Below are 14,754 nucleotides of genomic sequence, written 5' to 3' on the forward strand. Positions count from 1 at the left end.
GGGTGCCCTAGCCGACCTGCGGGTCGCCCTTGGTGTAGGTCAGGCGCTCCACCGAGCCGGGGCGGAAGTCGTCCTCGATCTTCTTGCCGTTGACGTACAGCTCGATGACGCCGGCGTCGCCGAGGACGAGGTTGACCTTCTCGTTGTCCTGGAAGGTCTTGGAGTCGCCCTCTTCGAGGAGTCCGTCGAAGAGGAGCCTGCCGTTGTGATCCTTCGCGGAGATCCAGCTGCGTCCCCCGGGGGCGCTGACCTTGACGGTCACCTTGTCGCGGGGCGCGGCGGCGATGGCGCTGTCGGAGGGTTCCGGCTTGGGATCGGCCGGCTTCTTGGGCTTGGAGCTCTGCGAGGCGGACGAGCCGGTGGAGGGCTGGGCCCCCTCGGCGACGCTCGCCTCGTTGCCGCCGTCGTCGCCGCCCTTGACGAAGGTGAACCCGACGAAGCCGATCACCGCGACGATCGCGGCGACCATGGCGGCGGTCCAGTTGGGTCCGCGGCGCTCTGGACGGATGCGTTCCGCCTCGAACAGTGGGGCGGCGGGGGTCGGCTCCGGGCGGCCGCCGTGCGCGGCGTCGAACTGCGCGAGCAGTTCGGCCGGGTCGAGCCCGACGGCCTTGGCCAGGGTGCGGATGTGGCCGCGCGCGTAGACGTCGCCGCCGCAGGGCGCGAAGTCGTCCGCCTCGATGGCGTGCACGATGGCGATCCGGACGCGGGTGGCGGTGGTGATGTCGTCGACGGTCAACCCGGCGGCGATCCGCGCCTGCTGGAGGGCACGGCCGACGGAGGGGCGGGTTTCCTCGGGGGCGTGTTCGGTCACGTCCTGGGAAACGTCTTCGATCGGACGCTCGTCTTCAGGGGAGTTGCCGTTGGACACGGGGGCGCCTTTCGAGCGTTTAGCCGCCTGTGCTGGACGTTCAGTCTAGGGGGGGTTCGAACGGGTCGGGCAACCGGGCGGTACGACCTTTTACGCCATCCGGATGGCCCGGCATCCCGATGGTGGACTACGTCTTGTCACTTCCCTCAACTTGACGTACGCCATGGGGAAACGGTTGCTCAATGATCCCTAACGGGTGAGTCACGATCGGCCACCCGGCCGTCGCGGCCCTCCGTCGGCGGAATCCTCGGCCCTCGATTCCCTACCCTTCAGACTCCCCCCGGATCACGGCGAGCACTCCGTCCAGCTCGTCAGGCTTCACAAGAACGTCACGAGCCTTTGAGCCTTCGCTCGGTCCGACGATGCTCCGCGACTCCATCAGGTCCATCAGCCGCCCGGCCTTGGCGAAGCCGACGCGCAGCTTGCGCTGGAGCATGGACGTCGACCCGAACTGCGTGGAGACGACCAGCTCGGCCGCCTGGCACAGCAGGTCGAGGTCGTCGCCGATGTCCTCGTCGATCTCCTTCTTCTGCTTGGTCCCCACGGTGACGTCGTCCCGGAAGACGGGCGCCATCTGGTCCTTGCAGTGCTGGACGACGGCCGCGACCTCCTCCTCGGTCACGAAGGCGCCCTGCATACGGGTCGGCTTGTTCGCCCCCATCGGCAGGAAGAGGCCGTCGCCCTTGCCGATCAGCTTCTCGGCGCCGGGCTGGTCGAGGATGACGCGCGAGTCGGCGAGCGAGGAGGTGGCGAAGGCGAGCCTCGAGGGCACGTTGGCCTTGATGAGGCCGGTGACGACGTCCACGGAGGGCCGCTGGGTGGCGAGCACCAGGTGGATGCCGGCGGCCCGGGCGAGCTGCGTGATCCGGACGATCGCGTCCTCGACGTCCCGCGGCGCCACCATCATCAGGTCGGCCAGCTCGTCCACGATCACCAGGAGGTACGGATAGGGCTGGAGTTCGCGCTCGCTGCCCTCGGGCGGCTTGGCCCTGCCCTCGCGCACCGCGCGGTTGAAGTCGTCGATGTGCCGGTAGCCGTAGGCGGCGAGGTCGTCGTAGCGCAGGTCCATCTCGCGCACGACCCACTGGAGGGCCTCCGCGGCCCGCTTGGGGTTGGTGATGATCGGCGTGATCAGGTGCGGGATGCCCTCGTACGCGGTCAGCTCGACGCGCTTGGGGTCGACCAGGATCATGCGGACGTCCTCGGGGGTCGCCCGCATCATGATCGAGGTGATCAGGCAGTTGATGCAGGACGACTTGCCGGAGCCGGTGGCGCCCGCGACGAGCATGTGCGGCATCTTCGCCAGCGAGTGCATGACGTAGCCGCCCTCGACGTCCTTGCCGAAGGCGACCAGCATCGGGTCGTCGTCCTCGGCGGACTCGGCGAGGCGCAGGACGTCGCCGAGGTTGACCATCTCCCGGTCGGTGTTGGGGATCTCGATGCCGACCGCGGACTTGCCGGGGATCGGGCTGATGATCCGCACGTCGGGGCTGGCGACGGCGTACGCGATGTTCTTGGTCAGCGCGGTGATCCGCTCCACCTTGACGGCGGGTCCCAGCTCGACCTCGTAGCGGGTCACCGTCGGGCCGCGGGTGAAGCCGGTGACCCGTGCGTCGACCTTGAACTCGGTGAAGACGGTGGTCAGCGAGTCCACTATGGCGTCGTTGGCGGCGCTGCGGGCCTTGCCGGGGCCCCCGCGCGTGAGGGAGTCCAGGGACGGCAGGGAGTACGTGATGTCGCCGGAGAGCTGGAGCTGCTCGGCGCGCGGCGGCAGGTCGCGCTCCTGCGGCACCGGCGTCTTGGTCAGGTCGGGGACGGCGCCCGGCTTCTCCGGCTCGGGGTCCTTCCTGAGCTTGCCCGGCTGGGGGCGCGCGGCCGGTACGGGGGTGGGGGTCGGCGTCGTCGGTTCCCGGTCCCCGGTGCTCACGCCCTGGGTGAGGTCGGCGACGAGCGGCGAGGGCGGCATGCCGTGCAGGACCGCGCCGTCGAGCGCGGCGGCCGCCGCGGCCGCGACGTCCACGGCGTCCATGGGCCGGTTCATCTCGGGCTGCGGCACGGCGGACCGCCGGGGCCGGCCGCGGCGCCGGGTCAGCGCCTCCTCCTCGGCGCCGTCCGGGTCGTACGGCTCGGCGGGCACGCCCCCGCGCCTGCGGGGGCGCTCGGGCAGGGCCTCGCGCCACTGCTCGTCGTACCGCTCGTCGTCGTCGGTGAACGCGTCCGCCCCGGGGTCGTCGATCACGCCGAGCCGCACCCCGAGCTGCCGCAGCCGCTGCGGGATGGCGTTGACCGGGGTGGCGGTGACGACGAGCAGCCCGAAGACCGTGAGCAGCGCGAGCAGCGGCACGGCCAGGACGTCCGTCATGGTGTACGACAGCGGGGTCGCCGAGCCCCAGCCGATGAGGCCGCCGGCGTCCCTTATGGCCTGCATGCCGTCGCCGCGGGCCGGTGAGCCGCAGGCGATGTGCACCTGGCCGAGCACGCCGACGACGAGCGCGGACAGGCCGATCACGATCCGCCCGTTGGCCTCGGGCTTCTCGGGGTGGCGGATGAGGCGCACGGCGATGGCGCCGAGCAGGATCGGCACGAGCAGGTCCAGCCGGCCGAAGGCGCCGGTCACGAGGATCTCGACGAGGTCGCCGACGGGGCCCTTGAGGTCGGCCCAGGTGCCCGCGGCGACGATCAGGGCGACGGCGAGCAGCAGCAGCGCGGAGCCGTCCTTGCGGTGGGCCGGGTCGAGGTTCTTGGCGCCCTGCCCTATGCCGCGGAAGACGGCACCCACCGCGTGGGCCAGCCCCAGCCAGAACGCGCGCACCAGGCGGTAGACGCCGCCGGTGGGGCTAGGCGCCGGTTTGGGCGCGGGCTTCTTCGCCACCACCTTCTTGGCGGGGGCCTTCCTCGGGGGTGCCTTTTTGGCAGCGGCCTTCTTGACCGGACCCTTCGCGGGAGCGGCCGCCTTCTTCGCGGGCTGCTTCTTGGCTGCGGAGGGACGTGAGGCCATGGGTGTGAGGTTACCGGGGGAGGCGGCGGTCGACACGTGTGCCTACCGCTTCACCCGTTCGTGTCGTCCGGACGAGGCAGCGGAACTGACGCCTCCGGTACTGGTCCTGACAAGTCCTCACAGACCGGACCCCGCGATCCCCGGGACGGCCGGCTGCGGACCCTCAGCGGGCCCGCGGCGGGCGTCGGTCGAACGTCAGTTGACGGCGGGCTGGCCGCCGGACGTACCCGGCTCCAGGGCGTCCAGCGCCCTGCGCAGGCCGGTGAGCTTGCGCTCCAGATGCGCCGCGGTGGCCACCGCGGCCGCGTCCGTGGACTCGTCGCCCAACTGCTTGGACAGCGCCTCGGCCTGCTCCTCCACGGCCGCCAGGCGGGCGGACAGCTCGGCGAGCAGCCCCGCCGGCTCCTTCGCCTCGCCGGCCGCGGCCTTGTCGCCGCCCTCCAACTGGAGGCGCAGCAGCGCCGCCTGCTCGCGCAGCTGGCAGTTCTTCATGTAGAGCTCGACGAAGACCGAGACCTTCGCGCGCAGCACCCACGGATCGAACGGCTTGGAGATGTAGTCCACCGCACCCGCCGCGTACCCCCGGAAGGTGTGGTGCGGGCCGTGATTGATCGCGGTGAGGAAGATGATCGGGATGTCCCGGGTCCGCTCCCGCCGCTTGATGTGCGCGGCGGTTTCGAAACCGTCCATGCCCGGCATCTGGACGTCCAGCAGAATGACCGCGAAGTCGTCCGTCAGCAGTGCTTTGAGCGCTTCCTCCCCGGACGATGCCCGCACCAGCGTCTGATCGAGCGCCGAGAGGATCGCCTCCAGCGCCAGCAGATTCTCCGGCCGGTCATCGACCAGGAGGATCTTGGCCTTCTGCACCATGGCCCGCCCTCCTCGCCCCGGCGTGGGGCCTCCCCTGTCCGCAGGACTTGGCGCGGCACCGGCGGGTGCCACCCCGGGGGACGACTCCCTTGCGCCGCCCGTCCTCGTGCCGGTCATCGTAGCCGCACCCCGCCTGTCGCCACACCCTGTCACCGTGATGTCACTGTGCACGTAGCAGAAACGCGGTGGCGGACCAGAAGGTTCCCCGAATCCCGCACTTCTACACGGCCCCGGGCACGCTGAGTCAGCGACCGCGTGCGCGTCCCCGGGGTTGATGCCGTTCACGCACACCCCACGTTCGCACACTGCCCGGACGACCCGCACGAAGGGGGCCGTACGCACGCCACGAGACCCTGGCGATGATCACTCCTCGCGCATCCACTGCTGCATCACGGTCAGCAGGTGATCGGGGTCGACGGGCTTGGTGACGTAGTCGGAGGCGCCCGACTCGATGGCCTTCTCCCGGTCGCCCTTCATCGCCTTGGCGGTCAGCGCGATGATCGGCAGCCCGGCGAACTGCGGCATCCGCCGGATCGCCGTGGTCGTCGCGTACCCGTCCATCTCGGGCATCATGATGTCCATCAGGACCACCGCCACGTCCTCGTGCTGCTCCAGGACCTCGATGCCCTCGCGTCCGTTCTCCGCGTACAGCACGGACAGCCCGTGCTGTTCCAGGACGCTGGTGAGCGCGAAGACGTTGCGGATGTCGTCGTCGACGATCAGCACCTTCTGCCCGCCGAACCGGATCCCCCGGGCGGCCTGCGCCGTCGCCTCCCGCTCCGCGTCCGGCTGCCGCTCCCGCACCGCCGGCAGCTCGTCCGTCTCGGCCGTACGGCGGCGGCGCCGGAACAGCGCCGCGGCGCCGTTCTGCGAGTCCTGGTACGACCGCACCTCGGCCGGCGTCTCCACCTCCGACTCCGGCTGCTCGTCCGCGGGCGCGGGGGCGGCCGGCAGCTCGCGTCCGCCGGCGGGCGGCAGGGGCTGCGGGTAGCCGTGCGAGGGCAGCTCGCTCGGGCGCAGCGGGAGGTAGAGCGTGAACGTCGAACCGCGCCCCGGCTCGCTCTGCGCGTGGATCTCCCCGCCCAGCAGCTGGGCGATCTCCCGCGAGATGGACAGCCCGAGCCCCGTGCCGCCGTACTTGCGGCTGGTGGTGCCGTCCGCCTGCTTGAACGCCTCGAAGATCACCCGCATCTTGCTGGCCGCGATGCCGATCCCGGTGTCGCTCACGGAGAACGCGATCAGCTCGGCATCCGGATCGGTCATCGAACCCGCCTCCAGCAACTGCTCCCGGATGCCCTGCGGGACGTCGTCCCGGGCCGGCCTGATGACCAGCTCGACCGCGCCCGAGTCGGTGAACTTCACCGCGTTCGACAGCAGGTTGCGCAGCACCTGCAACAGCCGCTGCTCGTCCGTGTGCAGTGTGGCGGGCAGCTCGGGCGACACCCGCACCGACAGGTCCAGGCCCTTCTCCGCGGTCAGCGGCCGGAAGGTGGCCTCCACGTAGTCGACGAGCTGGACGAGCGCGATGCGCGTCGGGGAGACGTCCATCTTGCCCGCCTCGACCTTCGACAGGTCCAGGATGTCGTTGATGAGCTGGAGCAGGTCGGACCCGGCGCCGTGGATCGTCTCGGCGAACTCGACCTGCTTGGGCGACAGGTTGGCGTCCGCGTTGTCAGCGAGCAGCTTGGCGAGGATCAGCAGCGAGTTGAGCGGCGTACGCAGCTCGTGCGACATGTTGGCCAGGAACTCGCTCTTGTAGCGCATCGACACCGCGAGCTGCTCGGCACGCTCCTCCAGGACCTGCCGCGCCTCCTCGATCTCGGTGTTCTTCACCTCGATGTCGCGGTTCTGCTGCGCCAGCAGCTCGGCCTTCTCCTCCAGTTCGGCGTTGGACGACTGGAGCGCCTTCTGCCGCTGCTCCAGCTCCTCGGACCGCTCCCGCAGTTGCTCGGTCAGCTCCTGCGACTGGCTCAGCAGGACCTCCGTCTTGGTGTTGACGGAGATCGTGTTCACGCTGGTCGCGATCATCTCGGCGATCTGGTTCAGGAAGTCCTTCTGGATCTGCGTGAACGGCGTGAAGGAGGCCAGCTCGATCACGCCGAGCACCTGCCCCTCGAAGAGCACCGGCAGGACGATCACCTGGGCCGGCGGGGCCTCCCCCAGCCCGGAGGAGATCTTGAGATAGCCGCTCGGCGCGTTCTCCACGAGGATCGTGCGCTTCTCCTCGGCGGCCGTCCCGACGAGCGCCTCCCCCGGCCGGAACGAGGTGGGCATCGAGCCCATCGAGTAGCCGTACGACCCCAGCATGCGCAGCTCGTACTGGTCCTCCTGGGCGCCCGCCTGGTCCTGGCCGTCGACCAGGGGCATCGCCAGGAAGAACGCCCCGTGCTGGGCGGAGACCACCGGGGTCAGCTCGCTCATGATCAGCGAGGCCACGTCCTGGAGGTCCCGGCGGCCCTGCATCAGGCCCGAGATCCGGGCCAGGTTGCCCTTGAGCCAGTCCTGCTCCTTGTTGGCGATCGTGGTGTCGCGGAGGTTGGCGATCATCTTGTTGATGTAGTCCTGAAGCTCGGAGATCTCGCCGGAGGCGTCCACGTCGATCTTCAGGTTCAGGTCGCCGCGCGTCACCGCGGTCGCCACGCGCGCGATGGCACGCACCTGCCGGGTGAGGTTCCCGGCCATCTCGTTCACCGACTCGGTCAGGTCCCGCCAGGTGCCGTCCACGTCCCGCACCCGCGCCTGGCCGCCCAGCTGCCCCTCGGTGCCCACCTCGCGGGCCACGCGGGTGACCTCCTCCGCGAAGGACGACAGCTGGTCGACCATCGTGTTGATGGTCGTCTTCAGCTCCAGGATCTCCCCGCGCGCGTCGATGTCGATCTTCTTGGTGAGGTCGCCCTTGGCGATGGCGGTGGTGACCATGGCGATGTTGCGCACCTGACCGGTCAGGTTGGACGCCATCTGGTTCACCGACTCGGTGAGGTCCTTCCACGTACCCGACACGCCCGGCACGTGCGCCTGACCACCGAGGATGCCGTCCGTGCCCACCTCGCGGGCCACCTTGGTCACCTGCTCCGCGAACGAACTCAGCGTCTTCACCATGGTGTTGAACGTCTCGGCGAGCTGGGCGACCTCACCGCGCGCCTCGATCGTCACCGTCCGGGTGAGGTCGCCGTTGGCCACCGCCGCCGCCACCTGCGAGATGTTCCGCACCTGCACGGTGAGGTTCTTCGCCATCAGGTTGACGTTGTCGCTCAGGTCCTTCCAGATGCCCACGACACCCGGCACGTGCGCCTGGCCGCCGAGGATGCCCTCCGTGCCCACCTCGCGGGCCACCCGCGTGACCTGCTCCGCGAACGACGACAGCTGGTCGACCATCGTGTTCACGGTGGTGACCAGTTCGAGGATCTCGCCCTTCGCGTCGACGGTGATCTTCTTCGACAGGTCGCCCTTGGCCACGGCCGTGGTGACCTCGGCGATGTTGCGCACCTGCATGGTCAGGTTGTTGGCCATGCCGTTCACGGACTGGGTGAGGTCCTTCCAGGTGCCGGAGACCCCCTGGACCTCCGCCTGGCCGCCGAGGATGCCCTCGGTGCCCACCTCGCGCGCGACGCGCGTGACCTCCTGGGCGAACGACGACAGCTGGTCCACCATCGTGTTCAGCGTGTTCTTCAGCTCAAGGATCTCCCCGCGCGCGTCCACGGTGATCTTCTGCGACAGGTCACCGCGCGCCACGGCCGTCGCGACCTGGGCGATGTTGCGCACCTGGGCGGTGAGGTTGCCAGCCATGCCGTTCACCGAGTCGGTGAGGTCGCGCCACACACCGGCCACGCCGGGGACCTGCGCCTGGCCGCCGAGACGCCCCTCGGTGCCCACCTCGCGGGCCACCCGCGTGACCTGCTCCGCGAAGGACGACAGCTGGTCCACCATCGTGTTGATGGTGTTCTTCAGCTCAAGGATCTCCCCGCGCGCGTCCACTGTGATCTTCTGCGACAGGTCACCGCGCGCCACGGCCGTCGTCACCTGCGCGATGTTGCGCACCTGGGAGGTCAGGTTCCCCGCCATCGAGTTGACGGAGTCCGTCAGCTCCTTCCAGGTCCCCGACACGCCGTCCACCCGGGCCTGACCGCCGAGGCGGCCCTCCGTGCCCACGTCCCGGGCCATCCGGGTCACCTGGTCGGCGAAGCTGGAGAGCTGGTCGACCATGGTGTTGACGGTGTTCTTCAGCTGGAGCATCTCGCCGGAGACGTCCACCGTGACCTTCTGCGACAGGTCGCCGTTGGCCACCGCCGTCGTCACCTGGGCGATGTTCCGCACCTGGCCGGTGAGGTTGCGGAACGCGGTGTTGACCGAGTCCGTGAGGTCCTTCCACGTCCCCGCCGCACCCGGCACCTGCGCCTGGCCGCCCAGCTCGCCCTCGACCCCGACCTCACGGGCCACCCGCGTCACCTCGGCACCGAAGCTGGAGAGCTGGTCCACCATCGTGTTGACGGTGTTCTTCAGCTCCAGCATCTCGCCGGCCACGTCCACCGTGACCTTCTGCGACAGGTCACCACTGGCCACGGCGGTCGTCACCGCGGCGATGTCCCGCACCTGCGTGGTCAGGTTCCGGAAGACCGTGTTGACGGAGTCCGTCAGGTCCTTCCAGATCCCGGCCGCGCCCGGCACGTTCGCCTGACCGCCCAGCTGGCCCTCGCCGCCGGTCTCGTTGGCCACGCGCGTGACCTCGTCCGCGAAGATCCGCAGCGTCTCGGTCATCTGGTTGATCGTCTCGGCGAGCTGCGCGACCTCGCCCCTAGCCGGCACCGTCACCTTCTTCGACAGGTCGCCGTTGGCCACCGCCGTCGTCACGTGGGAGATCTCGCGCACCTGGGCCGTCAGGTTCCCGGCCATGGTGTTGACGGAGTCGGTCAGCTCCTTCCACACCCCGGCCACGCCCGGCACCTGCGCCTGCCCGCCCAGGGCGCCCTCGGTGCCCACCTCGCGGGCCACCCGCGTCACCTCGGAGGAGAACGCCGAGAGCTGGTCCACCATCGTGTTGACGGTGTTCTTCAGCTCCAGCATCTCGCCGGCCACGTGCACCGTCACCTTGCGCGACAGGTCGCCCTTGGCCACCGCCGTCGTCACCAGCGCGATGTCCCGCACCTGCGCGGTGAGCCGGTACGCCATGGTGTTGACGGAGTCCGTCAGGTCCTTCCACGAACCGGACATCCCGCGCACCCGGGCCTGGCCGCCCAGCTTGCCCTCGGTCCCGACCTCGCTGGCCACCCGCGTGACCTCGTCGGTGAAGGTCGACAGCTGGTCGACCAGGTTGTTCACGGTCCGCCCGACCTTCAGGAACTCACCGCGCAGCGGCTGCCCGGCCCCTTCCTCCACCTGCGTCCGCAGCTCCATGCGCGGCGACAGATCACCGTCCGCCACCGCCGACAGCACCCGGCTGACCTCGGAGACGGGCCGTACGAGGTCGTCGACCAGCGCGTTCGAGTTGTCGATCGCGGTCGCCCAGGCGCCGTCGCAGGCCCCCGTCTCCAGCCGCTCGGTGAGCTTCCCCTCACGCCCGACCACGCGCCGCACCCGCGCCAGCTCGCCCGTGAGGTGCAGATTGCGGTCGGCCACCTCGTTGAAGACGGCCGCGATCTCCGACATCACGCCGTCGCCGGACACCGTCAGCCGCTTGCGGAAGTTGCCCTCCCGCATCGAGACCAGCGCCGCGAGCAGGCGATTCAGCGCGGCCGTGTCCACCGGCGTACTGCCGCCCCGCGATGTGCCCTTCTTACTCAGGGACGGTCCGCCTTTCGCGCGCGTCTTCGTGGCCCGCGTCGCTGCGCCAGACTCCACTGTGTCCCTCCCGCAGGGGTCGACCGATACTGCTGTGCCCGGCTGCCACCGCTCGGCGGACCGGTTACTGCCGCGTACTGCCTGTGATGCCGAGGGGGCCGGCCCGGCTCACCGGACCGCTCCAGGGGCTGCTGCCCAATCCACTCGGCGTGCATTCACCTGCCCGGACCTCACAAGAAGCCTGCCCAGTGTTTCACCCCGGCCGAACCAGGCCATAACAGTTCGGCAGCTTCGCACATCGTCCGCACACCCTCTGGGCGGAAACACTGCAGACCGGCATCCGCATGGACGGCGAAGGTAAGTAACCTTGCATGCGGCTGTCCAGCCACACCGGTGCGTCCGGTCTGGACGGTGGCACGGAGACGAAGCGGGCATCGGAGGGGCGGCCGGAATGACCACCGGACTGATCCCGGGGGAGCAGCCCCCGGATCCCGGGCCGACGGGCGGACTGCCGCAGCAGCGGCACGACCCGGTCGGCCAGGAGGCCGTGCAAGGGGAGAGAGGGTCGAGGAGTTCTGTGATCACCGCGCGCGCGGCCGCCAGCTTCGAGCCCGTCGGGCGGTCCGTGGCGAGTGCCCGGTCCTTCGTCCGCGACACGCTCCAGGGCTGGGGCCATGCCGACATCGTCGACGACGCCGTGGTGCTGACCAGCGAACTCGTGACCAACGCCGTCGTGCACGCCGGCACCACCGCCGACGTCGAGTGCATGCGCAGCGACGACGGCGTACGGATCGAGGTCGCCGACCACTATCCGGAACGCGAGGTCCCGCTTCAGGGCTCCCCCGCCGGCATGGGCAGCCCCGACCGGGAGGGCGGCCGCGGCCTCCAGCTCTGCGCGGCCCTCGCCGACCGCTGGGGCGTGGAGTACACGCCCACGCACAAGAACGTCTGGTTCCACCTCCACCTGCCCGAGCGCCCGGTCGGCACCCGCACGGCCGGCCCCTCGCTCCCCGCCGACCTGCTGCCGCTCGCCGACGGCCGGGTCCGCGTCGCCGTCGTCCAGATCGACCGCACGGGCTCCGTCACGTCCTGGAACGAGGACGCCGAGGACCTCTTCGGCTACGCCGCCGAGCAGGTCGTCGGCAAGCCGCTCACCGACCTCGCCGCCTGGCCGCACACGCCGGGCACCAGCACCGGCATCGCCGAGGCCCTCCAGCTCTCCCGCTGGGAGGGCAGCTACGGCATGCGCGGCGCCAACGGCCGCGTCACGCCGGTCTACGCCTCCCACCTCCGCGTCCGCGACGCCGAGGGCGAACCGTCCACGGTCTGCCTCCTCGTCCGGGACCACGAGCGCGCGGTCCTCCAGACCCCGATGCGGGTACCGGCCGCCGACACCTCGTCCTCCGAGGGCCAGAGCACCGACCCGTTCGAGGTCTTCATCGGCTCCCCCGCCCCGGACGACCTCGACGGACTCCTCCAGCGCACGGTCGAACGCGCCCGCGACATGCTCGACGCCGACGCCGCCTTCCTGCTCCTGGCCACCGACGACGAGACGGAACTGGAGGTCCGCGCCTCCACCGGCCTGCCCTCCGCGCGCCAGCGCTTCGCCCGCGTCCCCGTGGAGGCCGGCCCCGGCCGCTACGGCTCCGCCCGCATGCCCGCCGTCCACGACGACCTGGAGTCCGTCCCCGGCGCCGTCCCGCTGCTCAACAGCACCGGCATGCGCTCGGTCGTCACCGTCCCCCTCAAGGTGGAGGGCCGCCTCACCGGCTCCCTCGGCGTCGCGGCGGAGGCACCCGGCCGGTACTCCAACGAGGAGGCGCTGCGCCTCCAGTTCGCCGCCGACCGCATCGCCCTGGCCGTCGAGTCGGCACGCCTGGGCGAGCTGGAGCGGCTGCGCCGCGGCTCGCTCAGCTTCCTCGTCGAGGCCTCCGACCTCCTCGCCGGCACCCTCGACCGCGACCAGACGCTGGCCCTGATGGCCCAGATGACGGTTCCCACCCTCGCCACCTGGTGCGCTGTCTACACCATCGCCGACCAGGCCTCCGACCCGTACCTCTCCTACGTCCTGCACGAGGACGAGGAGCTGATCGACGGCATCAAGTCCCTGCTGTCGAAGATCGCGCCGCCCGACCCGGTCCCCACCCCGGGTGCCCGCGTGTGGACGGCGCCGGCCGAGATGGCCCACCAGGCGGCGCTGCGCACCTCCATGCGCGACCTCGGCCTCAGCGGCGGCTCGCCCCACCAGCTGAGCAGCGGCATCGGCCCGACCCTCGCCACCGCCTCCGCGGTGGGCGGCGAGACGGTGGTCCTCCCGCTGGTCGCCCGCAACCGCGTCATCGGCATGCTCACCCTCGGCAAGCCCACGGACGACCACTTCCGCCAGGAGATCCTGGAACTCGCCGAGGACCTCTCCCGCCGTGCCGCCCTGGCCCTGGACAACGCCCGCCTGTACTCGGAGCGCACGGCCATCAGCCAGTCCCTCCAGCGCAGCCTCCTGCCGCCCGAACTGCCCCTCATCGACGGCGTCGAGGTCGAGGTCATCTACCGCGCGGCCGGCGAGGGCAACGAGGTCGGCGGAGACTTCTACGACCTCTTCCCGATCAGCGACGGCGCCTACGGCTTCGCCATCGGCGACGTCTGCGGTACGGGCCCGAACGCGGCGGCCGTCACGGGCCTGGCCCGGCACGCCCTGCGCCTGCTCGCCCGCGAGGGCCTCAGCGGCCCGGCGGTCCTGGAGCGCCTCAACTCGGCCATCCTCGACGAGGGCGCCCGCAGCCGCTTCCTGACGCTGCTGTACGGCGAGATGCGGCCGCAGGAGGACGGCAGCGCGGAGCTGAAGGTGGTCTGCGCCGGGCACCCGCTGCCGCTCCGCCTGCGCCAGGACGGCTCGGTCGAACCGGCCGCCGAGCCCCAGCCGCTCCTCGGCGTGATCGAGGACCTGGAGCTCTACGAGGAGACGGTCACCCTCGACCCGGGCGACGTCCTGCTCTGTGTCACGGACGGCGTCACCGAGCGCCGCGAGGGCACCCGCATGCTGGGCGACGATGGCCTCGCCGACGTCCTGACGTCGTGCACGGGTCTGACGGCGGGTGCGGTGGCCGCACGCATCATGCGTGCGGTGGAGCGTTTCGCCTCTGACGCCCCGTCCGACGACATGGCGATCCTCGCGATGCGCGTACCGGAGCCCCACGCCGACTGACCCGGACCGATCAGGGCATGCGAAAGGCCCCGCCCGAATGGGCGGGGCCTTCGTGATGGAGCCCCCAAACGGAATCGAACCGTTGACCTTCTCCTTACCATGGAGACGCTCTGCCGACTGAGCTATGGGGGCTTGTCGCTTTCGGGTTTCCCCGCGGCAACGGAATAGATCATACCCCGAACGAACGGGTGCTCCCAACCATCCGCCCGGTCAGAACGCGGGCTGCAGAAGACCGCCCAGCGCGTTGCACGCGGACACTATCCGCTGCATGTCCCGCCTGGTCAGCGAGGCGTCGACCGGCAGGGCGAGCGTCTCGTCGACGGCCCGTTCGGTCTCCGGCAGCGACACACACCGGCGGAATCCGGGCAGCCGGTGCACGGGCGTCTTCACCGGCACCCGGCAGTCGACTCCGCGTCCCCTCACGGCGCGTGCGAAGGCGTCCCGGTCCGGCCGGCCGTTGCCCGGCACCCGCACGACGTACTGCTGATAGGTGTGCCCGTCGCCCCAGTCGGGGGTCCGCACGCCCCTCAGTTTCCCGTCGAGGTAGGCCGCCCGTTCCCTGCGCCGCGCTATCTCGTCGTAGGGCACCTCGGACTCGCCCTGTTCCAGCACGAGGAGCCCGTGCCGCCGGCCGATCGCGTGCAGCGGGCCCATGTCGGCCGGCCGTCCGAACCGGTGCACGGCGACGACGGCTGCCGTCCGCGACGTCAACGACGCCTCCACCGCGGCGGCGTCGAGGCAGTAGGTCGCCGGGTCTATGTCGGCGAACACCGGCAGCGCACCGGCCATGGCCACGGCCTCGGCGACTTCCACGTTGCCGAAGGCAGGTACGACGACCTCGTCACCGACTCCGACGCCGGCGGCCCTTAGCATTGCTGAGGTACCCATACGAAGGATCGTCGTAGCGCAATGTGAACTTCAAGTGACGGTAAACAAAAAAGGGTTGGACCCAGAACCGAAGTTCTGGGTCCAACCCTTTCAATGATTGTTCGGCGGCGTCCTACTCTCCCACAGGGTCCCCCCTGCAGTACCATCGGC

General features: G+C 70.5%; 6 protein-coding genes and 1 tRNA gene. 1 reads left to right on the forward strand and 6 read right to left on the reverse strand.

Annotation, left to right across the window (positions count from 1 at the left end; translation table 11 throughout):
- Positions 1-7: 7 nt before the first annotated feature.
- From IE108_RS23705 to IE108_RS23720, 4 genes are all read right to left on the reverse strand, one after another.
- Positions 8-871, reverse strand: a complete 864-nt coding sequence (locus IE108_RS23705; RefSeq protein WP_064730138.1) for a helix-turn-helix domain-containing protein — start codon at positions 869-871, stop codon at positions 8-10.
- A 262-nt stretch (positions 872-1,133) separates the two neighbouring features.
- Positions 1,134-3,869 (reverse strand): DNA translocase FtsK, encoded by a 2,736-nt coding sequence (locus IE108_RS23710; RefSeq protein ID WP_189397752.1) that lies wholly within the window; start codon positions 3,867-3,869, stop codon positions 1,134-1,136.
- Between the two features lie 195 nt (positions 3,870-4,064).
- Positions 4,065-4,739, reverse strand: a complete 675-nt coding sequence (locus IE108_RS23715; RefSeq protein ID WP_114529589.1) for a response regulator — start codon at positions 4,737-4,739, stop codon at positions 4,065-4,067.
- A 363-nt stretch (positions 4,740-5,102) separates the two neighbouring features.
- Positions 5,103-10,574 carry a HAMP domain-containing protein gene (locus IE108_RS23720; RefSeq protein ID WP_189397753.1) on the reverse strand — a complete coding sequence of 1,824 codons (5,472 nt, stop codon included), beginning with the start codon at positions 10,572-10,574 and terminating at the stop codon, positions 5,103-5,105.
- 391 nt (positions 10,575-10,965) lie between these two features.
- Here IE108_RS23720 and IE108_RS23725 point away from each other — a divergent pair, with 391 nt between their 5' ends.
- Entirely contained in the window at positions 10,966-13,716 is a 2,751-nt protein-coding gene (locus tag IE108_RS23725) for a SpoIIE family protein phosphatase (protein ID WP_064730134.1), read from the forward strand.
- 56 nt (positions 13,717-13,772) lie between these two features.
- On the opposite strand, the gene IE108_RS23730 is transcribed toward IE108_RS23725, so the two are convergent.
- Together IE108_RS23730 and IE108_RS23735 are read right to left on the reverse strand one after the other, a co-directional pair.
- A tRNA-Thr gene (locus IE108_RS23730) sits at positions 13,773-13,848 on the reverse strand.
- Positions 13,849-13,926: 78 nt separating this feature from the next.
- Complete coding sequence (locus IE108_RS23735; protein ID WP_064730133.1) at positions 13,927-14,589, reverse strand: DegT/DnrJ/EryC1/StrS family aminotransferase; 663 nt, start codon at positions 14,587-14,589, stop codon at positions 13,927-13,929.
- Positions 14,590-14,754: the final 165 nt, after the last annotated feature.

The sequence above is a fragment of the Streptomyces parvulus genome, from assembly GCF_014648855.1.
GTDB lineage: Bacteria > Actinomycetota > Actinomycetes > Streptomycetales > Streptomycetaceae > Streptomyces > Streptomyces parvulus.

Bases quoted from the DNA above. Each gene is read 5' to 3' on its own strand.
- IE108_RS23735 (WP_064730133.1), bottom strand. From the start codon at position 14,589: ATGCTAAGGGCCGCCGGCGTCGGAGTCGGTGACGAGGTCGTCGTACCT.
- IE108_RS23715 (WP_114529589.1), bottom strand. From the start codon at position 4,739: ATGGTGCAGAAGGCCAAGATCCTCCTGGTCGATGACCGGCCGGAGAAT.
- IE108_RS23710 (WP_189397752.1), bottom strand. From the start codon at position 3,869: ATGGCCTCACGTCCCTCCGCAGCCAAGAAGCAGCCCGCGAAGAAGGCG.
- IE108_RS23725 (WP_064730134.1), top strand. From the start codon at position 10,966: ATGACCACCGGACTGATCCCGGGGGAGCAGCCCCCGGATCCCGGGCCG.